The 21,732-nt window shown below is 69.2% G+C and carries 18 protein-coding genes; 8 read left to right on the forward strand and 10 right to left on the reverse strand.

The features are described 5' to 3' along the window. Nucleotides 1–36: 36 nt before the first annotated feature. Nucleotides 37–819, reverse strand: a complete 783-nt coding sequence (locus D9V36_RS35860) for a 2-keto-4-pentenoate hydratase (protein ID WP_129297433.1) — start codon at nt 817–819, stop codon at nt 37–39. A gap of 54 nt (nt 820–873) precedes the next feature. Then, nucleotides 874–2,358, reverse strand: coding sequence for an aldehyde dehydrogenase (locus D9V36_RS35865; protein ID WP_129297434.1), 1,485 nt, complete (start codon nt 2,356–2,358; stop codon nt 874–876). 644 nt (nt 2,359–3,002) lie between these two features. Between D9V36_RS35865 and D9V36_RS35870 the strand changes: the two genes are divergently transcribed. From D9V36_RS35870 to ahcY, 6 genes are all read left to right on the forward strand, one after another. After that, nucleotides 3,003–4,550: an FAD/NAD(P)-binding protein gene (locus D9V36_RS35870; protein ID WP_164993094.1), complete on the forward strand. Its 1,548-nt coding sequence runs from the start codon at nt 3,003–3,005 to the stop codon at nt 4,548–4,550. Between the two features lie 21 nt (nt 4,551–4,571). Next, entirely contained in the window at nt 4,572–6,137 is a 1,566-nt protein-coding gene (locus tag D9V36_RS35875; protein WP_129297436.1) for a 4-hydroxyphenylacetate 3-hydroxylase family protein, read from the forward strand. A 68-nt stretch (nt 6,138–6,205) separates the two neighbouring features. Continuing rightward, nucleotides 6,206–6,805 carry a flavin reductase family protein gene (locus D9V36_RS35880; RefSeq protein WP_129297437.1) on the forward strand — a complete coding sequence of 200 codons (600 nt, stop codon included), beginning with the start codon at nt 6,206–6,208 and terminating at the stop codon, nt 6,803–6,805. Continuing rightward, entirely contained in the window at nt 6,795–8,009 is a 1,215-nt protein-coding gene (locus D9V36_RS35885; RefSeq protein WP_129297438.1) for a PLP-dependent aminotransferase family protein, read from the forward strand. The genes D9V36_RS35880 and D9V36_RS35885 overlap by 11 nt, the downstream gene beginning before the upstream one ends. 47 nt (nt 8,010–8,056) lie before the next feature. Then, nucleotides 8,057–8,737 (forward strand): RraA family protein, encoded by a 681-nt coding sequence (locus tag D9V36_RS35890; protein ID WP_129297439.1) that lies wholly within the window; start codon nt 8,057–8,059, stop codon nt 8,735–8,737. 117 nt (nt 8,738–8,854) lie between these two features. Further along, entirely contained in the window at nt 8,855–10,324 is a 1,470-nt protein-coding gene (ahcY, locus tag D9V36_RS35895) for an adenosylhomocysteinase (RefSeq protein WP_241721169.1), read from the forward strand. A gap of 346 nt (nt 10,325–10,670) precedes the next feature. Here the strand turns inward: ahcY and D9V36_RS35900 are convergent, their stop codons facing one another. The 5 genes from D9V36_RS35900 to D9V36_RS35920 all read right to left on the reverse strand — a co-directional run bounded on the left by D9V36_RS35900 (nt 10,671) and on the right by D9V36_RS35920 (nt 15,760). Further along, nucleotides 10,671–11,372 (reverse strand): response regulator transcription factor, encoded by a 702-nt coding sequence (locus tag D9V36_RS35900; RefSeq protein ID WP_129297440.1) that lies wholly within the window; start codon nt 11,370–11,372, stop codon nt 10,671–10,673. A 140-nt stretch (nt 11,373–11,512) separates the two neighbouring features. After that, entirely contained in the window at nt 11,513–12,127 is a 615-nt protein-coding gene (locus D9V36_RS35905; protein ID WP_129297441.1) for a GTP-binding protein, read from the reverse strand. Further along, the gene (locus D9V36_RS35910) at nt 12,075–12,437 is read right to left on the reverse strand and encodes a DUF742 domain-containing protein (protein WP_129298914.1); all 363 of its coding nucleotides are present in this window, start codon (nt 12,435–12,437) and stop codon (nt 12,075–12,077) included. The genes D9V36_RS35905 and D9V36_RS35910 overlap by 53 nt, the downstream gene beginning before the upstream one ends. Before the next feature lie 259 nt (nt 12,438–12,696). Further along, entirely contained in the window at nt 12,697–13,173 is a 477-nt protein-coding gene (locus D9V36_RS35915; RefSeq protein ID WP_088796654.1) for a roadblock/LC7 domain-containing protein, read from the reverse strand. Further along, nucleotides 13,154–15,760 (reverse strand): ATP-binding protein, encoded by a 2,607-nt coding sequence (locus D9V36_RS35920; RefSeq protein WP_164993095.1) that lies wholly within the window; start codon nt 15,758–15,760, stop codon nt 13,154–13,156. Before D9V36_RS35920 ends, D9V36_RS35915 begins: the two co-directional genes overlap by 20 nt. Nucleotides 15,761–16,299: 539 nt before the next feature. Here D9V36_RS35920 and D9V36_RS35925 point away from each other — a divergent pair. Further along, nucleotides 16,300–17,436 carry a substrate-binding domain-containing protein gene (locus D9V36_RS35925; RefSeq protein WP_129297442.1) on the forward strand — a complete coding sequence of 379 codons (1,137 nt, stop codon included), beginning with the start codon at nt 16,300–16,302 and terminating at the stop codon, nt 17,434–17,436. Between the two features lie 108 nt (nt 17,437–17,544). Beyond that, nucleotides 17,545–18,087: a putative immunity protein gene (locus D9V36_RS35930; RefSeq protein ID WP_129297443.1), complete on the forward strand. Its 543-nt coding sequence runs from the start codon at nt 17,545–17,547 to the stop codon at nt 18,085–18,087. Nucleotides 18,088–18,099: 12 nt separating this feature from the next. Here the strand turns inward: D9V36_RS35930 and D9V36_RS35935 are convergent, their stop codons facing one another. The 3 genes from D9V36_RS35935 to D9V36_RS35945 all read right to left on the reverse strand — a co-directional run bounded on the left by D9V36_RS35935 (nt 18,100) and on the right by D9V36_RS35945 (nt 21,636). Next, nucleotides 18,100–18,861, reverse strand: a complete 762-nt coding sequence (locus D9V36_RS35935; protein WP_129297444.1) for a metallophosphoesterase family protein — start codon at nt 18,859–18,861, stop codon at nt 18,100–18,102. Nucleotides 18,862–19,080: 219 nt separating this feature from the next. Then, a complete protein-coding gene (locus tag D9V36_RS35940; protein ID WP_129297445.1) occupies nt 19,081–20,613 on the reverse strand; it encodes an amino acid permease in 1,533 nt (510 codons plus the stop codon). An 81-nt stretch (nt 20,614–20,694) separates the two neighbouring features. Continuing rightward, nucleotides 20,695–21,636, reverse strand: a complete 942-nt coding sequence (locus tag D9V36_RS35945; RefSeq protein ID WP_241721170.1) for a hypothetical protein — start codon at nt 21,634–21,636, stop codon at nt 20,695–20,697. Between the last annotated feature and the right edge of the window lie 96 nt (nt 21,637–21,732).

Genomic DNA, 21,732 nt, shown 5'->3' on the forward strand with positions numbered 1-21,732 from the left:
CGGACGGTAGGGCGGACAGCGGGTGGGGCGGGCGGCTCAGCGTGCGCGCACGGCGGTCACGGTGCCCACGCCGGCCATGCTCGCGGTCACGGTGTCGCCGGGCTCGAAGGCGACGGCCGGGGCGAGGCAGGGGACGAGCACCACATGGCCGGCGGCGAGGGCGAAGTCCTCCCGGCACACGGCATTCGCCACCCACACCAGGGCGTTGACGGGCGAGCCGAGCGCCATGCCGCCCGCGCCGGTGGCGGCCACCTCTCCGTTGCGGTGCAGCACACAGCCGGACAACCGCAGGTCCACGTCCGAGAGGGCTGCCGGGGTGCCCAGCACGACGCTCCGGCAGCCGGCGTTGTCGGCGATCAGGTCGAGGACGGACGCCGGCCCGTCCTCGTACCCGGAGTCGGTGATCTCCAGCGCGGGCAGTACACGGTCCACCGCGCGGAGGGCGTCGGCCACGGTGACCCCGGGGCCGCGCAGCGGCTCACCCAGTACGAAGGCCAGTGCCGGCTCGATGCGGGGGCACAGGAACTTCCCGCCGTCCAGGGGCTCGTGGCCGGGAGGGAACATGCTGCCGGTGAGATGGCCCAGAACCGGTTCCGATGTGTCCATGTTCCGCTGTGCGGGCACGGACACCAGGCCGGCTGTGAATCCGCGCAGCGGGTCATGGTCCAAAACCCGCTGCCGCAGCTGCGCCCACTGGATTTCGTACGCATCGGTCCGGGAGGAAAGGGAGCCGTTGCGCACGGCCGAGGTAACTGCCTTTCCGCTCCGGTGGGCGCCGTACAGATCCGCGGCGATGTCCTGCAAGGCATCTGATGTCATGGCGACTCTTTCCAGGAGGCGATCGTCAATCCCGGGTGTCAGCAATCCCGGGTGTCAGCGAATGCGCAGGACCACGGCGCGAGGTTCGGTGAAGAATTCACGCGAATGCGGCCCGCCTTCTCGACCGACCCCGCTGATGCCTTCGCCACCGAACGGCATACGGAGATCGCGCTCGAAATAACAGTTCACCCATACCGTGCCGGCTTTCCAGTGGGCCGCCATCCGGTGAGCACGGTCGAGGTTGGTGGTGAACAGAATGCCGGCCAGTCCGTAGGGGCTGGAATTAGCCAGCTGCAGTGCTTCTTGTTCGGTTTCGAACGGGATGACCGTCTCCACCGGGCCGAAAATTTCTTCCTGTGCCGTACGGGTGTCGTTGGTCAGCCCGGTGATGACCGTCGGCGTGTAGTAGAAGCCACGGGAGAGTTCGCCGGTTGTCACGGGTGATCCGCCGGTGAGGACCGTGCCGCCTTCTTTTTGCGCCAGATCGACATAGCCCTGCACCTTGTCGAGATGCCGTTGCTCGATCAGCGGGCCCATGAATGTCTCGTGACGCTTGGGGTCACCGACGACGATTTTTTCCGCCTCCGCGGTGAAGCGCTCCAGGAAGGCCGGAAGAATCCCGCGCTGTACGAACAGCCGTGACCCGGAGAAACACACCTGGCCGTTGCCGCCGAAGATCGCCTTGATCGACTCGGGTACCGCCACGTCCAGATCGGCGTCGTCGAAGACGATGTTCGCCGACTTGCCGCCCAGTTCGGCGGAGACGGGGGTCAGCTGGGGGGCCGCGGCGGCCATGATCCGGGCTCCGGTGGCGCTGGAGCCCGTGAAGGTGATGCGGTCCACGCGCGGATCGCCGGTCAGCGGGCCGGCCACCTCATCGGCGCCGAAGCCGTGCACGATGTTGAGCACGCCCTCCGGCAGCCCCGCGGCGGTGGCCAGTTCGCCGAACCGGGCCGCCGTCAGCGGGGTCTGCGGGGCGGGCTTGAGCACCACGGTGTTGCCGAAGGCGAGCGCGGGCGCGGCCTTCCAGGTGGCGAGCATGAGCGGCGCATTCCACGGACTGATCGCCGAGACGACGCCCGCCGGCGGACGCAGGGAGTAGCCGAGTACCGGGCCGTTGGGATACGCCTCATCGGTCGCCATCGCCGCGTAATCAGCGAAGAACCGTAAATTCTGGGCGACCCGGGGCATCTCCCCGTGCAGCGCCTGCCTGATGATCTTGCCGCTGTCCACGGTCTCCAGCATCGCCAGCTCTTCACGATGCGCGTCCACGGCGTCGGCCACGTCGTGGAGAATCTTACGGCGTTCCGTGGGAGTCATTCCGGGCCACGGGCCCTCGTCGAATGCCTTCCGTGCCGCCGCGACCGCACGCTCACCATCCACTGCGGCCCCTCTGGCCACAGTGCCTATCACCGAATTGTCGTGCGGGTCTCTGGTTTCAAACGTCTTTCCGTCTGCGGATGCGACGGCCTGACCGCCGATCAGGTGGCAGATGTCACGAATCTCTGTCACCGCTCCTGCCCCGGCACCTAATGACACTGGAGATTGCCCTCCTCAGCGCAGCGAAAAACATCACGCTCCGACCGCCGTGCTGAAAGGAGGCAGCGCGGCGGTGGGCGTAAGTGATGAGTGAGTTGCTTGTCACGGTTGCTCGTCGAGCCGGATTCATTCACGGCGTTCGACGGATAGGCTCCCCACCCCGCAACCTCATGAAGGATTTTCAGAAAACGCCTTCTTGCAAGTGCCGCTACATCCTCCACGGCGAGAACCGGGAGAGTCAAGATCCTCTTCGGTAACCGGTCGACTACCCTTAGTGCTCTGCGGGTCTCCGGTAATTGAGTGAGGGAGTTCCGCTTCCGTAATCGGCCATAGGGCTGGCTCAAACCGGATCCTGTGGAAAGAATCTTGTTGACTGCCCCCTTGCTCACAGGTAACTTCATGAGCACTGGTATCGACGGGGGTTGATGCTGCTCGATTGCAGCGATCCGGTTTCCCGTGCATGCCTCCATCGCATGCAGTAACCCCTCGAATCTGTTCGGCCGGAGCGGGCGTGGATTGCCTTGCCGTCCGCCCCGGCGCAGAAATTCTCTTCCCTATTACCGGTCAGATCACGCTGTCCACGCAGGCTGTCGGACTGTGCTCTCAAGCTTTAGGGGGACATGTCAATCATGGACTCGAGTGCCATGAGCCGTAGCGTCGAGATAGGCGTAGTCGGGGGCGGGGCATCCGCAGTCTGCCTGCTCGACGCGCTCGCTCAGACCCACACACCACCGGGCGGCATCACGGTCTTCGAGCCGTCCCCACACTTATGGCGCGGCCGGCCGTACCAGCCGGATCTGGAGACGGTCCGGGTGAACATCGCACCCGACGGAATGTCCGTACGCTTCGGCGACAGCGGCCACTTCCCGCGATGGCTCGCCGACCTGGATGCCACCACCGGCTCCGGTACGGACTTCGTGGACCCGCTGAACCGGATGCGCTTTGTACCTCGCGCGCTGTACGGCCGGTATCTGGAGGACGCGGCACAGGCGGCGTTGGCGCAGCTCCGCGAGCAGGGGTGGCGCATCGACATCGTCCGGGAGGCGGTGTCGGCCGCGGCTCCCGCCGACGGGAGAGTGGCCCTGCGCACGCGGAGCGGCCGGCAGGCCGTGGTCGACTACACCGTGCTGTGCGTGGGTCGCGGGCAGCCCGGCGACCCGTACGCGCTGACCGGCACCGAAGGCTTCATCGCCGACCCCTACCCGCTGTCGCGCTCCCTCACGGACATCGGCCCCGAGGACACCGTCGGCGTGATCGGCAGCGGCCTGACGGGCATCGACGTGGTCCTCTCGCTCGCCGGCGGCGGCCACCGCGGCCGCATCCTGCTGCTCTCCCGCAGCGGGGTGCTTCCCCTGGTACGCCAAAGCCCGCTCCCGCACACCCTGCAGCACTTCACGGCCGAGAGGTTCCGTGGCACGGCGGCACGGGGCGAGACGCTGACGGCCGACGAGCTGGTCGCCGTGATGCGTGCGGAGTTCAGCGCGGCCGGCGAGGACTTCGACTCGGTGGCCGAGGAGATAGCCGCCCTCACCGAAGAGGACCCGGTACGGCGCCTGCGCCGCCACCTGGCCGAAGTGCACTCCCCGCGCCGCGGGTTGCGCATCCTCCAGCAGGCGGTGCCGGCCACCGGTCCTGACATCTGGCCGCTCCTGCCCGAGCACGAGAAGACCGAGCTGCTGCGCACGCACTACCGCTCGGTGATGAGTCTGTGCTGCCCCATGCCGCCGACCGCGGCGGCCAGGGTCCTGGACCTGATCGATGCCGGGCAGCTGGAGATCGTCTCCGGTATCCGGCACATCGAGCCGTCGGGCGGCGGAGCCTTCATGCTGCACACCGACGAGGAGCAGCCGGCCTACCGCGCCGACCGCCTGGTCAACGCGGTGAGCCCGTCCTCCGGCAGCCTGCCGCCCAAGGCCGAGCACCTGATCGCCTCGCTGACCGCGGCCGGCCTTGCCCAGCGCCATCCGCGCGGCGGGGTGACGGTGGACCGGCCCACCAGCCGGCTCGTGGTGGACGGCACGGCCGACCCCCGGCTGTACGCCCTCGGTGACCTCGCCTCGGGCAGCCTGTTCTTCACCTTCGGTCTTCCCTCGATCGTCGACCGTGCCTACGACATCGCCGACGCCATCCACGCGGACGTCGGGAGAAGAACGTCCTCCCTGTGCGGGGCCGACGTACTGCAGAACACCTGACCACTCGCCTGGAGGAATGCCATGACCTCAACGGTCCCGCTGCCGGAACTGGCCGGCGCGCGTAACGACGTCCGCCCCATGACGGGCGACGAGTACCTGGACTCGCTGCGCGACGGCCGGGAGATCTACATCTACGGCGAGCGCGTCGAGGACGTCACCACCCACCCCGGATTCCGCAACAGCGCACGCTCCATCGCCAGGCTCTACGACGCACTGCACGCGCCGGAGGCCGAAGGAGTGCTCCGGGTACCGACCGAGACCGGGAACGGCGGATTCACCCACCCCTTCTTCAAGACCGCGCGCTCCGCGGACGACCTGGTCGCCTCCCGTGACGCGATCGTCGCATGGCAGCGGATGGTCTACGGGTGGATGGGCCGTACGCCGGACTACAAGGCCTCCTTCCTCGGCACCCTGGGAGCCCACTCGGACTTCTACGGGCCGTTCAAGGACAACGCGCTGCGCTGGTACAAGCAGGCCCAGGAACGGGTGCTGTACTTCAGCCATGCGCTGGTGCACCCGCCGATCGACCGGGACCGGCCCGCCGACGAGACGGCGGACGTCTGTGTCCACGTGGAGGAGGAGACCGACGCAGGCCTCATCGTCTCCGGCGCCAAGGTGGTCGCCACCGGTTCCGCGCTGACCCACCACAACTTCGTCGCCCACTACGGCCTTCCGGTGCGCGACAAGCGGTTCGGCGTGGTGTTCACGGTGCCGATGGACGCACCGGGGCTGAAGCTGTTCTGCCGTGCCTCCTACGAAATGATGGCCACGGTCATGGGGAGCCCGTTCGACTTCCCGCTGTCCAGCAGGCTGGACGAGAACGACGCCATCATGGTCATGGACCGCGTTCTCATCCCCTGGGAGAACGTGTTCATGTATGACGCGGAGGCGGCGAACTCCTTCGCGAACGGCTCGGGGTTCGTCGACCGCTTCACCTTCCACGGGTGCACCCGCCTCGCGGTGAAGCTCGACTTCATCGCCGGCTGCGCGATGAAGGCCGTGGAGATGACCGGCACCTCCGGCTTCCGCGGGGTGCAGGCGCAGATCGGTGAGATCCTGAACTGGCGTGATCTCTTCTGGGGCCTGTCCGACGCGATGGCCAAGTCGCCGGTCCCCTGGGTGGGCGGTGCCGTCCAGCCGAACGTGCGCTACGGCATGGCGTACCGGACCTTCATGGGCATCGGCTACCCGCGTATCAAGGAGATCCTGCAGCAGACGCTGGGCAGCGGGCTGATCTACCTCAACTCGCACGCGAGCGACTGGAAGAACCCCGAGGTGCGCCCCTACCTGGACAAGTACCTCCGGGGCTCCAAGGGGGTCGAGGCGATCGACCGGGTCAAGCTGCTGAAGCTGCTCTGGGACGCCGTCGGCACCGAGTTCGGCGGACGCCACGAGCTCTACGAGCGCAACTACGGCGGTGACCACGAGGCCGTCCGGTTCCAGACCCTGTGGGCCTATCAGGAGTCCGGGGACGCCGATGCGCTCAAGGGCTTCGTGGACCAGTGCATGGACGAGTACGACGTCGATGGCTGGCGGCGCCCGGACCTGTTCAACCCGGACGAGCTGTCATTCGTCCGCGGCCGCTGACCCCCGGCCGGCCCCGGGCGCGCGACCGCGCCGCCGGCGCCGGCCCCGGCAAGCAAGGAGTTCCCGTGATGGACAGCAACGGTGCCGCCGACACCGACCCCCGCGACGACGCGAGCCCGGCGCGATTGCGCCAGGCACTCGGCCAATTCGCCAGCGGAGTCACCGTGGTCACCACCGTGACGGGCGAGCAGGGCGATCTGCACGCACACGGTATGACCGCGAACGCCTTCACCTCGGTCTCCCTGGAACCGCCGCTCGTGCTCATCTCGGTCGCCGCCGCGACCGCCACGCACCGGCGGATCGCCGGGACCGGCCGCTACGGGATTTCCATTCTGAGCGAGGCGCAGGAGCCGTTGTCGAAGCACTTCGCGGGCGGTACGCAGCGGCCCGAACTGGTCCGCTTCGTGTGGCGTGACGGCCTTCCCCTGCTGGCCGGCGCCCTGGTGCACCTGTCCTGCAGGGTCCGGCAGTCCCACCGCGCGGGCGATCACACCCTGTTCATCGGAGAGGTCGAAGGGCTCTGGTGCGGTTCGGGGCCGCCTCTGGTGCATTTCCGCAAGCAGCTGCACACGCTCGACATCCCCCCTCGCGACGAGATACCGGCGCTGCGCGGCGCCGGGGACCTTCTCGCCGAGGAGCAGACAGAAAGGCCCGTTCATGTCCGTTGACCTTGGTGTCCGCCCGTGGGACCAGCTGTTCGCCCGGCATGTGGCGGGGGACACGGGTGACCAGATCACCGCCATCCTCAACCAGTCCGGCGCCACGGACGCGATCACTCTCTCCGGCGGCTTCCCGCACCCGGAGACGTTCCCCACCCAGGCGATCGCGGAGAGCTTCCCGCGGGTGCTGGAACAGTCCGTCGCGCTGCAGTACAGCCCCACCGCGGGACTTCCCGGTCTGCGGGACTGGTTCTCCGGCTGGCTCGGTGCGCAGGAGGGCGTCCGCCCGGCGGAGAACGAACTCTGCATCACCAGCGGCGGCATGGAAGGCATCGGGCTCATCAGCCGGTGCGTGCTCGACCCGGGTGACCGCGTCATCGTGGAAGGGCCGACGTTCTTCGGTGCGCTCGTCGGATTCCAGCGGACCATGACACAGGTGGAGGCGGTGCCGGTCGACGACGACGGCCTCGACGTTTCCGCGCTGGAGCGGTTGCTGGCCACCTCGTCCGGTCCGGTCCCGAAGCTCGTGTATGTCATTCCGGACTTCCAGAACCCGAGCGGTCTGAGCATGTCGGTCGAGCGCAGGCATGCCCTGGTCGCGCTGGCGCGGCGGCACGGCATCCTGATCGTCGAGGACGTCGCCTACCGGGAGCTGGGGTTCGACGGGGAGCGGCGGCCCAGCCTGTGGGCCCTGGGGCCCGATGTGGTGGCCCAGGTGGGCACCTTCGCGAAGACCTTTGCCCCCGGCATCCGGATGGGCTGGGTGGCCGCGCCGGCCGAGCTCGTCGGCCAGCTGCTGCGCGCCAAACAGAACACGGACCAGTGCACCGGGGCACTGGGGCAGTTGCTGCTGGAGGACTACGGGCGCTCGGGCAGGTTCGACCAGGGCATCGCCTTCTCGCGGAAGTTCTACCGTGAACGGCGCGACATCATGGTGGACGCGCTGCGCACGCATCTCCCCGAGAACATGACCTTCACCCGTCCGCTGGGCGGCTTCTTCAGCTGGATCACGGCGCCCGCGCACCTGGACACCGTGGCACTCCAGAAGCAGGCACTCGCCGAGAAGGTCACCTATGTCCCCGGCGCGGCGTTCTACCCGGACGGCCGCGGCCAGAACCAGCTGAGGCTGGCGTACAGCCGGGTTCCCGACGAGAAGATCACCGAGGGAGTGCGCAAGCTGGCGAGCGTGCTCACCCGGGCGGGCGGGGCGTAGTGCCCACGGCAGCGGGACATCCGACACCGAACGAAGGGGACGTACAGGTGCAGACCGTTCACCATGAGCTCGTCCGGCCGCCCCAGGAGAAGGTCGATGCGCTGCGGGCGCTGCTGCTGCCCGAGTACAGCCCGAGCTGCCTGGTCGCCGATGCCGGCCCGCGGATCGGCGCGATCGGCGGACTGCTGTCGGTCAAACGGGAACACCGCGCCATCGGCCCCGCGCTGACGATCGACCTGCCGGAGGACGGCCTGGTCGACATTCTGCCGGTGCTGCCGACGGCGAAGCCCGGCGACATCATCGTGCTCGCCTGCCACGGCAACACCCGGATGGCGATGTGGGGCGGGCTGATGGCGACCCTTGCGCAGATGGCCGGAATTGCCGGTGCGGTCGTCGACGGCGCCATCCGCGATGTCGACGAACTGCGGGACCTCGACTTCCCGATCTGGTACCGGGCCACCATGCCGCGTCGCTGCCCTCCCGCGGCTCCGCCGGACGCCGACGGGCCCGTGCAGGTCAATGTGCCGGTCCGCATCGGCGGGGAGATCGTCGAACCCGGCGACATCGTGGTGGCCGAGGAGAACGGTGTGGGCGTGGTTCCGCCGCAGCTCACCGACGAGGTGATAGCGGCGACACAGCAGCTTCTCGCCAAGGAAAGCAGCATCCGGGACCAGATCAACGACGGTGCCACGCTGGCCGAACTTCTCGCACAATTCGGCCATCTTTAACTGCCGGTCTCGTAGTGTCCTCGGGCGGCGCCCTATGCCATGCTCGCAGGTGCAACGTGCTTGTCAGACAGATGAATTGATGGGACACCACCCGTGTTACGAGACAAGGAGAACGACGTGACGGCTAGCTTGACCGTCGACAGCGCCGGATCGGTCAACGACTTCAAAGTCGCCGATCTCTCCCTCGCGGCTCTCGGCCGCAAGGAGATCCAACTCGCCGAGCACGAGATGCCCGGACTGATGGCGCTGCGCCGGGAGTTCGGCCCTGAGCAGCCGCTGGCCGGCAAGAAGATCGCCGGCTCGCTGCACATGACCGTCCAGACAGCGGTGCTCATCGAGACGCTGACCGCGCTCGGAGCCGATGTCCGCTGGGCGAGCTGCAACATCTTCTCCACCCAGGACCAGGCCGCCGCCGCGGTGGTGGTCGGCCCGGACGGCACCGAGAAGGAGCCTGCGGGCAGCGCCGTGTTCGCCTGGAAGGGCGAGACTCTGGAGGAGTACTGGTGGTGCATGGAGCGGGTGATGACCTGGCCGGACGGCTCCGGGCCGCACTCCATCGTCGACGACGGCGGTGACGCCACCCTGCTGGTGCACCTCGGTGCCGAGTACGAGGCGTCGGGTGTGGTGCCCTCCGCCGACGAGAACGACCCGGAGGACCACCGGCTCCTGCTCGACACCCTGCGCCGTTCGCTGGCCGACAACCCGACGAAGTACCGGGAGATGGCCAAGAGCATCGTCGGTGTCACCGAGGAGACCACCAACGGTGTCAACCGGCTGTACCAGCTGGCGCGGGAAGACAAGCTGCTGTTCACCGGGATCAACGTCAACGACTCGGTGACCAAGAGCAAGTTCGACAACAAGTACGGCATCCGGCACTCCCTGGTCGACGGCATCAACCGGGCCACGGACGTGATGATCGCCGGCAAGCTCGCGGTGGTCTGCGGCTACGGCGACGTCGGCAAGGGCGCCGTCGCTTCGCTGCGCGGCCAGGGCGCGCGTGTGGTCGTCACGGAGGCCGACCCGATCTGCGCGCTGCAGGCCGCGATGGACGGGCTGCAGGTCGTCACGCTGGACGACGTGATTTCCACGGGTGACATCTTCATCACCACGACGGGCAACCGCGACATCATCATGGCCGACAGCATGGCCAAGATGAAGCACAACGCGATCATCGGAAACGTCGGGCACTTCGACAACGAGATCGACATGGCCGGTCTCGCCAAGGTGGCCGGCATCAAGAAGATCGAGATCAAGCCGCAGGTGCACGAGTGGGTGTTCCCCACCGGCAAGTCGATCCTCGTGCTGAGCGAGGGCCGGCTGCTCAACCTGGGCAATGCGACCGGCCACCCGAGCTTCGTGATGTCCTGCTCGTTCGCCAACCAGACGCTTGCGCAGATCGCGCTGTACACCAAGGGCGAAGAGTACGAAACCAAGGTCTACACGCTGCCCAAGCACCTTGACGAGAAGGTCGCACGATTCCACCTTCCCGCTCTCGGCGCCAAGCTCACGGTCCTCACCAAGGTGCAGGCCGAATACGTCGGCGTCGACGTGGACGGCCCCTTCAAGCCGGATCATTACCGCTACTGATACTGAGCCCATGGGTTCGTGCAGAGGCGCGTGGGTGCACCGGCGCAGAGGTGATTTCTGAGCCGGTCGCTGTAGGGCTGTACAGCTGCACAAGAGAACGTCCGTTGCCGGTTATGCCGGGAGCGGACGTTCTCTTGTCGTGGTGCGCGCGCCTGCCCGGTGCCGCGGCGGACGCGTGGAACTTTCCGTGCCGTTCGGCCATCCCACCGACCGGCCAACACCGGCGACACCGCCGAGGAGTACCGGCTGCGGCCGCCCGGCGCCGCAGCGGGCTCAGGGGCGTCCGATGCCTCCGGGGCGCCCGGCGCCTCCGACGCGTGCACCCGTTGCCATCTCTGCCGCCGCCTCAGATGTATCCCTCCCGCAGCGCGTACGCGACGGCGTGGGCGCGGTTGTGCAGTTGGAGGCGCGTCATCAGGGCGTGCAGGACGTTCTTGACGGTGCGTTCGGAGTAGGCGAGCTTCTCGGAGATCTGCCGGGTGTCCAGCCCGTTCGCGACCAGCCGCAGCACATCGACCTCGCGCGGTGCCATCCCGACCGTCGGCGCCCAGGTGGCAGAGGCGGAGGCCACCGTCGACCGCCGCAGCTGTCCCACCTGGGTGAGCAGCTTGCTGATCAGATCCGGCGGCAGGTCGCCCTCGCCGCGCGCCGCACTCTGCACCGCCTGCACCAGCCGCTGCGGGGTGGTCTGATGACGCCAGAGGATGGCCCGCACGCCATACTCCACGATCGTCATCAGGTCCGGCTCGCGCAGATCCCCGGCGATCAGCACCACGTGCTGTTCGCCACCCCGCGCGAGCCGTCTCAGCTCTGCCGCGGCAGCGTCGTCGAACCGGTCGATGAGTGAGATCGCCACGGTCCCGGCCGCTTCCCCACCCCCTTCCTGCGCTCTCCCGCCCTCTCTCGTATCCACCCGCTCCCCGGCCGCCGCGCCGTCCTGGTCCTGGACGAGCTCGACGCCGGGCTGCTGCTGCAAGTGGCTGATGACTCCGGCCCGACCGAGCGGGTCGGAGGCGTGCACCGTGACCGTGACACGTGTATCCAGCACTTATGTTCCTTGCCTCGCCCCCGTTTACCGACAGCCGCAGAGTCGGCGAAAGCAATCAACAAACGCTTACCGGGCGATCAACACCGGAAGCCAACCCTTCGGTCGGGAGAGCTCGGGAGAGCCAGGAAGGCGGCGGGGAGTCAGCCCGCGTCCGCGCTTTGTGCGCGGGAGAGGGCGACTTCGAGGACGACCAGCAGCGCATCCCGGACCGAGCCCGTGTGGCGTGCGTCGAAGACGATCAGCGGTACGTGGTCGGAGACGTCCAGCGCCCACCGCACCTCGTCGAGGTGGTGCTGGACCTCACCGTCGAAGGCGTTGACGGCGACGGCGAACGGGATGTCCTTGTGCTCGAAGTAGTCCACCGCGGCGTAACAGTCGTCCAGACGGCGGGTGTCCACGATCACCAGCCCGCCGAGCGCGCCCTCGACCACGTCGTCCCACATGAACCCGAACCGGTCCTGGCCCGGTGTGCCGAACAGATAGAGCTTCAGCGTCGGGTCGATGGTGATGCAGCCGAAGTCCATGGCGACCGTGGTGGTGGTCTTGCCGGGCGTGTGGGAGAGATCGTCCACGCCCGCAGCGACCTCCGTGATGGCGGCCTCCGTGGTCAGCGGCCGGATCTCGGAGATCGAGCCCACGGCCGTGGTCTTGCCGACGCCGAAGCCGCCGGCGATGACCAGCTTGACCGGTACCGGCGGCTGTTCAACCGCTGTCACGGAGTGCGTCCCGTGAGTCGGGGACGGTGCGGAGACCATCGATAACCCTTCGCAGTACGGAGATGTCCTGGGCTGTCCTGGCGTCCGGGACGTGGACCACCAGATGTCCGGCGGCGCACAGGTCCTCCGCCAGTACCCGGACCACATTGAGGTGGAGGTGCAGCCGGGCGGCCAGTTCCGCCACCGACTGCGGCCGTCGGCAGGCGGCGACGATGTCGTGTTGTTCGAAGGCGAGCGAGCCCAGGACGCGGAGGCCGGACGAGGTCGCCACGACCTGGGTCTCGACCGGGAGCGGGGGGCCGGTGCCGCCCCCCGCCACCCGGCCGGCGGTCAGCAGGAAAGGCCGGATCGCGGGAGCGCGGCCGGCGGGCTCCGACGGGTCCGGGGCGCTGCCCTTCCCCGAGCACTCGGGTGCTCCTCCGCTCTCGGCTCCTCGCCCGCTCTCGGCTTTTCCCCCACTCTCGGCTTCGCTCGAGCGGGGGGACCCCCATGAGCGGGGGGACCCCGATGAGCCGGGGCGACCCCCGCCCTCCTCCGGTCCCGGTTCGCCGTCCGCCATCATGATCCTCTTCTCGGCACCCGTATCCCGCCTTCGCGGAGTGGAAGGGTCAGCGGGCCGGTGTGGCGCCGGCGTTCTTCTTGAGCTCCAGCACCAGTTGGGGGGTGAGCGCGCTGCCGGCCCGGTTGGCGAAGAGGGTCATCTCGTAGGCGATGTTGCCCAGCTTCGCCTCCTTCGACGTCACCACGCCGAGGACGGCACCGCAGCCGATGGCCGACACCAGTACATGGCCGCCCTCCAAGTCGATGATGACCTTGTTGAGGCCGCCGAGGCCGTAGTTGCCGGATGCACCGGCGGCCAGACTCGTGACGCCCGAGACGATCGCGGCCAGCCGCTCGGAGTCCGCCTGCTCGCGCAGTTGGGAGACGGCGATCAGCAGGCCGTCGGAGGACACCGCGATGGCGTCGACGACGCCGGCGGTCTGGGTGGCGAACCGGTCGAGCAGCCAGGTGAAGTCGGCCGCGGCGGCGGTCAGATCAGTGGCTTCCTCCTGCTCGGAACTGGTCTTACCTGTCGGCGTCGTCACTGCCCGACTCCTTCCGGGGTTGCTGGTGTGGCGATGGCGCTGGATCCGTCGGGGCAGCGGCACCTTCGTGCTCCGCCGCTCGGTCTGCTTGTTGCCCGGTTTCTTGCCCGGTCTCCTGCTCCGCCCTGCGTACGGCGGCCTCGAACTCGTCGAGTTCACAACGGACCGCCTCGGCGTCGACGGGGCGGCGCGCGGCCTGTGCCCCGCGGTCGGCCGCCGGGGCGGTCATGTCGAGCGTCGCTCCCCGCACCCGCCGTCGCAGCGGCCGGCCGGACGGTGCCGGGCGCGGCTCGCCCGCGGGGGCGGTCCGCTCCGTGTCCGGGCGGGTCGGGAGGCGACGGGGGAGCTCGCCTCGGGGCGCGGGGACGGCGGGCCGCCGTTCGGGCGGGGCGGCGGGCGTCCGCACCGGCAGGGGGGCGGCGGCGGAGGCCGGTGCGGGCGCGCGGTCGGGGCCAGAGCCGGCCCCGGGGGCGGGCCCGGTGGACGCCGGCTCGGGCGCTGCCGGCTGCTCTGAAGCGGCCTCGGCCACATCCTCGGTCCCGGCCGCGTCCTCGGCCTCGGTGTCGGTCCCGGCCACGTCCTCGGCCACCGTCCGGGACGGGACGACGGCCGCGGTCCCTGCCACGTCCGCAGCCGGGGATGCCGTGGCGGCCGGGCTCTCGGTCAGCAGCAGCGCGGACGGGAGCCAGACGGAGCCGGTGACCCCGCCGCCCGGCGTACGGCACAGGGTGACCCGGATGCCCGAGCGCCGGGCGAGGTTTCCGACCACGAACAGGCCGAGGACCTTGGTCGGGACGAGGTCGAGCCGTTCCCGGCGGACCAGCCGGGAATTCTCCTCGTCGAGGCGTTCCGCGCTCATCCCGAGGCCGTGGTCGATGACCTCGATCAGGGCACCGCCGTCCGAGGTCACATCGGTGCCGGGCCGGACGACGACCTCGACGGGGGTGTCGGACGGGGAGAACGAGACGGCGTTCTCCAGCAGTTCGGCGAGCATCAGCGTCAGGTCGTCGACGATGTCGGGCGCGACGGTGGCCTCGGTCTCGGACCGCAGGGACACCCGCTGGTACCCCTCGATCTGACCGAGCCCGGCCCGGATGACGTTGACCAGGGTGGTCGGCCTGGCGTCCATCTCCAGGTCCCGGATCCCGGCGAGCAGCATCAGGCTGTCCGCGTTGCGCTGGAGACGGACGGCGATGTGGTCGATGCGGTACATCCGCTCCAGGACGCCGGGGTCGGTCTCCTCCCGTTCCACGGCGTCGATCAGCATGAGCTGGCGGCTGGTGAGGTTGCTGACACGGCGTCCGACGTTGCCGAACATCTCGGCGACGTTGCGGCGGCTGAGCACCTGCCGCTCCAGCAGCGCCGCGGCGGTGACCTGTACCTGGTTGAACGCCTCGGCCAGGTGGCCGATCTCGTCGTGGACCGGGACGGGGATCGGCCGCGGCCGCAGCGGGGTGCGCTCCGCCGACTCGTCGTCCTCGACCTTGGCGAGCTCTTCGCCGGCCACGTCGACCACCTGCTGTGCGGCGCCGGTCAGGGCCGACAGCGGACGTACGACCGAGCGCCGGACCAGGACGGAGAAGGCCAGCCAGGAGGCGAAGCCGAGCAGGGCGAGGCCGAGCATCGCCAGCGCGTTGTACAGGGCACTGCGGGAGAGACCGTCGGCCCGGGCGGCGATCTGGTCGATCAGCGAGCGGGTGATGTTCAGGCGGGCCTCGGCCTGCCGGGTTCCGGCGGCGATCGCCTGGCGCAGCTGATGCGGGGTCTGGCCCTGCAGGGAGCCCGGATCGATCTGGAGCTCCGCGAACTGGGCCTCGATGCCGTTCTCCTCGGCATCCCGCTCGATCCCGCCCAGGCGCAGGACCTGCTCCGGGTCGGCGATCCTGCCGAAACGCTCCGTCTGCTCCTCGTAGAGCTGGTGCGCGCCGACCGCGCGGGTGTACTCGGTGAGCGCATTGGCATCCCGGGTCTGCGCGGAGAACACCCCGCTCTCGAAGGCCGCGTGGGCGGCGTCGGCGCGCAGCACCGTGTCGAGGAGGTAGGTGACCGAGGACGACGAGGTGCCCACGAAGCGGTCGAGACCGATCCCGTCGATCAGGTAGCCGACCGCGGCGGCGTACGCGGGATCGATGCCGGCGGCCGGAACCGAGCCCCGCTCGACCTTGTCGCGCAGCACGGCAAGGCCCCGGATGTAGTCCAGAGCCCGCCCCTCCTCCTTCGGCAGGCCCGCTCCGAACCCGGAACGCACGGCGGTGACCTGGTCATCCGTCGCACGCTGCGTCTGGCGGTAGGCGGCGGTGGACGGCAGCGTGGCGCCGGGCCGGGCCGACTCCTGTTCCACGGACAGCAGGAGCGCCTGCCGGTGTTCGGCCTGGACGTCGTTGATCAGCTTGGTGACCTGCTCGCTGTTGCGCACGAGCTCGGCGCTCCGGCCGGCGTCCCTGGCCTTGTCCATCTGCGTGCTGACGCCGATGGCCAGCAGCACGCCGACGACGGCGACGGGCGCGATCACCAGAACGTTGAGCTTCCGGCGGAACGGCCAGCGGTCCAGGAAGTCGCCCGCCTGCCGGCGAAACCGCGGTCTCATCGGTGAACGCAGGGACGGATCCCGTTCGTGTGGCGGGTCCACTGTGTCCACAGACACCCGGGCCTCCTTACGACGTGCTTCTGAGCGGTGACCGAGGTGGTGTTGTTGCCGACCGCCGACAGCGGGGGAGCGTGACGCTTGCGAGTTTTCGCCCCAGGGGAGCGAAAAGATTGCGCCACATGCCCAACCGGCCGCGAACATTACCGCTTGTGCACGCACAGGCAACACATGACCACCAATGGCCAAGCGGAATTCAACTCTTTGTCACATTTGGCCGGTTACCCCCTTGTGGAGTGTCATGCCGGCCGACGGAACGACGCCTGGAGGGGGAGAAGAACGTGACCGGATCGTTTCCCACCGGTCCGGGGTCCCGGGCCGGGCCAGGCCCTGGCTGCGGTCCTGGCTCCGGTCCGGGCCCGGCCCTGGCTCCGGAGGCGCATCCGTACCTCCGAAGGCGGCTGCCTCCCGGTCAACCGCCACCCGTAACCTGTCTCCCCCCACCCCAACCCGTATCCTCATCCTGCCCTGCGAGGAGACCCGTGCAGCTCACCCGCACGGCGGTCGTGACAGCCGCCGCACTCCTGGTCATGGCCACCGCCGGCTGCGAATCCGGCGGCGGCACCACCGCGTCCCACGGGAGCTCCGCCAAGCCCGGCTGCCCCGCCGCCCTCTCCAGGGCCAAGCAAGCCGTCAAGAAGGCCGAGGCGGTCAACGCCCCCTGGAAGGGGCCCACCACAGGACCCCGGGCCGCCCACGACAAGACCGTCGTCTACATCGCCCAGACCCTGACCAACCCCGGTGTCACCGGGGTCGCCCAAGGTGTCCAGGAAGCCGCCGGGATCGTCGGTTGGCACGCCCGCACCCTCAACGGCCAGGGCACACCCAGCGGTCTCAGGTCCGCCTTCAAACAGGCCCTCAGCCTCAAGCCGGACGGCATCGTCATCAGCGGATTCGACCCCGGGACGGCCGCGGCGGAGGTCAAGAAGGCTCATGCGGAGGGAATCCCGCTGATCGGCTGGCACGCCGCCCCGACCCCCGGTCCCAGCAAGGACCCGCAGCTCTTCACCAACATCACCTCGCGGGTCGAGGACGTCGCGAAGATCAGCGCCGACTGGATCATCGCCCGCTCTCACGGCCGCGCCGGCGTCGTCCTGTTCACCGACGCCACGGTGCCCTTCGCCAAGCACAAGTCCGACCTGATCAAGAAGGAACTCGCCACCTGCTCGGGCACCGAGCTGCTGAGCTACACCAACATGCCCATTCCCCAGGTCAACAGGCGCTCCATCGGGGAAGTCCGCTCCCTGCTGTCCCGTTTCGGCCGCAAGTGGACCTACTCCGCCGCCATCAACGACCTGTACTTCCAGCACGCCGCCCCCGCCCTGCGTGCCGCGGGCAAGGACGGCGCCGGCGCCCCCTTCAGCATCGGCGCCGGCGACGGCGACCCGTCGGCCTTCCAGCGCGTCAACGGCAAGGAGTTCCAGGCCGCCACCGTGCCCGAACCCCTCTCCGAACAGGGCTGGCAGATCATCGACGAGTTCAACCGCGCCTTCACCGGTGCCCCCGACAGCGGGTACGTCGCCCCCGCCCACATCGCCACCGCCGCCAACACCGGCGGCGCCCTGTCGTGGGACTCCGAGGGCTACCGCCAGGCCTACCGCAAGATCTGGGGCAAGTGAGTGCTCTCCCCGTCCGGCTCCACCCGGAGCCGGACGGGGTGACTTCGGCACGGTGGGGTGACTTCGGCATGGCGAGGGGACAGGACGCCCGGTGGGATACTTGACGTCATGACGGGGACCGTGTCCGGTGACTTCGAGCTGACCATGGACGAGTTGCGAGCCGTGGCACGCTACGCGGCCCGGACCGCTCAGGAAGTCCTCCCCGTGTTCGAAGACGCCCACCCCGGTGATTCCCGGCCTCGCGCCGCTCTTGACGCCGCCTGGGAGTTCGCGGGCGGCGCGAGACGGACCAAGCTGCAGCGCGTCACCTCGTTGGACGCACACCGGGCGGCGAAGGAGGCCTCCACCGAAGCCTCCTCCCTCGCTGCGCGCGCGGCGGGCGATGCCGCGGCCGCCGCGTACCTCCACCCGATCGCGAAAGCTCACCAGGTGGGCCACATCCTGCGCGCCGCCGCATGTGCCGCCCGCATAGCGGAAATCACCGCAGGCGACGATCCCGCGGTCGGCAACAGGATGATCGAGCAGGCCCGACGGCGCGCCACACCGGTCCTGATCGGTGTTCTTCACCGGTATCCCCTCGCACCGGCCGGCAAGAACCGCGTGGCGCAATTGATGACCGCCCTGGACGCTTCGCTGCGCGCGTCCGGCTGAGGGAAGCGGGAATCACGGCATCCGGGTGCGTCCGTCCCGTGGGGCGAAGATTTCGAGGGCGTCCGCGTCGGAGGCGCGCGCGTGCAGGAAGTAGTCGGTCCACGCGGCGATGTCGGGGTAGGACGACTCCCGGCAGACCTGGGTGACGGCGGCCTCGATGTCGAAGTGCGTGGTGCGCAGGTCGATGCCGGGGCCCAGGAGGGCCCAGTGCGCTCCGGTTCTTCCGTAGGGCATACCGACGCTGCCGGGGTTGAGGACCATGCGGCCGTGGGCGAGGCGGACGAACGGCATATGGGTGTGGCCGCAGACCACGGTGCGGATGCCGGTGTCGAGTCCGTCGAAGACCTCCTTCCAGCGGTCGGGGCGGGAGTCGACCAGGACGACCTCTTCATCGTCACGGGGCGTGGCATGGCAGAACAGCACCTGCCCCAGGCCGCGCACGGAGAGGGAGAGCGACGGTGGCAGCGACCCGAGCAGGTCGAGGTGGTCCTCGCGGAGCTGTTCGGCGGCCCACGGAGCGATGGGGTCGGGGATCGTGTCGCGCTGCCCCCGGCGGTACTCCAGGAGTTCCCGGTCGGCGTTTCCGCTGATCCAGAGGACCCGGTCGCCCAGCCCGGTCAGCCGGTCGAGAACCTGGGTGGGCTGCGGGCCCGCGGTGATGTCGCCGGTGAGCACGATACGGTCGGCTGCGCTGACCTCCGGTTCGGCGAGCACGGCCTCCAGGGCCGGCAGGACTCCGTGGATGTCGGACAGGACCGCTACTCGGTTCAGCATGGTCACCAGTGTGGGGTGAGGGCGGCCGGGCGGCCGGATCGTTCGCCGTGCGCGTAGCTCAAGCCGGGGGCGTTGCGGAGTGCATGGCCGCCGGGCGGCCCGCCGCCCCGTGCGCAGGGAGCGAGGCCCTGGAAAGGGGCAGCGGACCGCGGACCGCGGACCGCGGTCCGCGGACCGCGGTCCGCTGGCCGGGCGGGGCGGGGCGGGCGAAGGCGCCGACTACGGCGTGGAGGCCGCCCGCTCCGGGGCCGGTGTCTGCGACGGGTTGTTGCGTGGGTGCCGCGGGTTGAGGAACCACTTGCGGGCGGAGACGAACCACCAGGTGCCGGCGAAGACCAGCACCACACCCACCGTGATGGGCGCGTAGTTGAACGTCTCGATGGTCACCGGGCTCTGCTGGGGCAGCATGAACAGCACGGTGATGACCACGACCCAGCCGACCGCTACCAGGCCCACGGGCTTGGACCAGCGCCCCAGGTGCCAGGGGCCGCGCGTGAAGCGCTCTCCCTGGCGCAGGCGCAGCAGCGTGGGCACCACATAGGCGATGTACAGACCGATCGTCGCGATGGATGTGACGGCGGCGTACGCGGTCGTGTTGAACAGGTACGGCAGGCCGAGGAGGAAGGCACCGCCGGCGGCGAGCCACACGGCGTTGGTGGGCGTGCGGGTCCCCGGGTGGAGCTTGTGCCAGACGGCGGAGAACGGCAGCGCCCCGTCGCGGGAGAAGGCGTAGATCATGCGGGAGTTGGCCGTCACGGACGCCATACCGCAGAACAGCTGGGCGCCGATGATGACGAGCAGCATCAGCTTGCCGGTGCTGGCACCGAGGGCGTCCAGGAAGATCTGGGCCGGCGGCACACCGGTGTCCGACTTCAGGGCGCCGGTGTAGGACTGGATGGCGAAGGTCAGACCGAAGAGCAGCACGAATCCGGCCGCCCAGGACACGACGATCGAGCGGACGATTCCCTTCGGCCCCTCGACCGAGGCGTTCTTCGTCTCCTCCGTCATATGGGCGGACGCGTCATAGCCGGTGAAGGTGTACTGCGCCATCAGGAGCCCGATGAGCGCGACGTAGACCGCGGAGCCCCAGCCGGTGTTGTTGACGAACTCGGTGAAGACGAAGCCGGGGGACTGGTGCTTGTCGGGGATCAGCAGCAGGGCGCCGACGATCACCACGACGCCGATCAGATGCCACCACACCGAGACGGTGTTGAAGAAGCCGACGACGCGCACCCGGAAGGTGTTCACGAAGGCGTGCAGCAGCAGGATCACGCCGAAGAGCGTGATCGTGTGGGCGGGCGTGGCGGCGTAGCCGAACTGGAGGTTCAGGTAGGCGTTGAGGAAGGAGGCGGCACCGAAGTCGATGCCCGCGGTGACGGCCACCTGGCCCAGTGTGTTGAACCAGCCGGTGAACCAGGCCCAGGCCGGAGCGGACTTCTGCGGGGCGAGCTTGTGCGCCCAGAAGTAGAGGCCGGCGGAGGTCGGATAGGAGGAGCAGACCTCGGCCATGGCCAGGCCGACGAACAGGGTCATCAGGCCGACGAGAACCCAGCCCCACATGATCAGGGCCGGTCCGCCGGTGTTCATGCCGAACCCGTACATGGTCAGGCAGCCGGACAGGATGCTGATGATGGTGAAGGAGACGGCGAAGTTCTGCCGCCCGGACATCGAGCGGTCCAAGGTCTGGGTGATGCCGAGTTCGGCGAGGCGTTCCTCCTCCGTCTGCGTGACGCTTGGCATGTCCAATGGCATGGCTGGGCCCTCTCCTGGTGATGGCGCGGTGCATGGCGGGACAACATCGGTCTGCTCGGCCTCGGTCGCTACGGACAGCCCTTAAGGTGCGGCTCCCTTCACCGCCCACTTCCGGTGACGGGTGAAGAGCTGCTGGGCGTCCCCGCAGTAGCTCCACGGCACATCCGTGGCGTACGGGCCGATGGCATCGAACACCTCGGCCGCCGCCCGGTGCTGATTCGCGAAGGACAGTGCGTGGGCCAGGTAGTTGGCGTCCTCATGGAAGGCGGCGTGCGGCACCGAAGGGGCCCGGTAGGTCCACCAGTTCGCCCACGCCTGCTGGGTCGACGGGTTGTCCGTCCACGGATGGACGGTCAGGCCGTACCGGTGCCCTTCCTTCCTCATCCGCGTGCGGTGCGACTCGGCGAGCGCGACCAGCGGCAGGACGTGCAAGGGCATTCCGCGGGGGACATGGGCACACCGTTCCTGCGCCCAGTGGAACATCTCGCCCGCCACGCCGTGCCAGTCGGGGAACATGTAGGTGAGGATTTCGTGGTGCGCCTCGCGGTTCCACGGGTCGCGTGCCTCGACCTCCTGCCACACGCTCTGCACGGTCTCCCGCCACTGCCGGTCGCGGTCGGGGGAGTGGTAGCGCAGCAGGGCGAGCATGACGACGTAGGGCGTGGGATCGGCGGGCAGGGTGTCAGCGGCGGTATGGCAGCTCTGCCAGGCCTCTTCCATCTCCGTGCCGCTGCCCTGTCCTCGTGGGCCGGCCATCGAGCGCAGGGCCTGGACGGTGGCGAGGAGGGCCAGGGCATGCGGCGAACGCGGTTCGGCCTGCGCCCAGGTGTCGGCGAAGGTGAGCCGGGCTCCCGCGCGGGCGAGTACCTGGAGGCGGAAGATACGGCGGTCCCAGTCGGCGCCGGTCGCGGCCAGCAGTTCGCGTGCGCTCTCCCATCGGCCCATGGCGGCGTCCTCCACGACCGCGCGCAACCGGGAGTCGTCGCGGGCCGGATGCCGGTCGAAGGCCGGCTGGCGTCTCACGGCTGCCCCGTCACGGTCTTCTCGGGTGAGGGAGGCGGTTCCTCACCGTGCGCAGGGGCGGTGTGACCAGGCACTGTTCAGGCCTCCGGGTGGGCG

This window comes from Streptomyces lydicus, from assembly GCF_004125265.1.
Classification (GTDB): domain Bacteria; phylum Actinomycetota; class Actinomycetes; order Streptomycetales; family Streptomycetaceae; genus Streptomyces; species Streptomyces lydicus_C.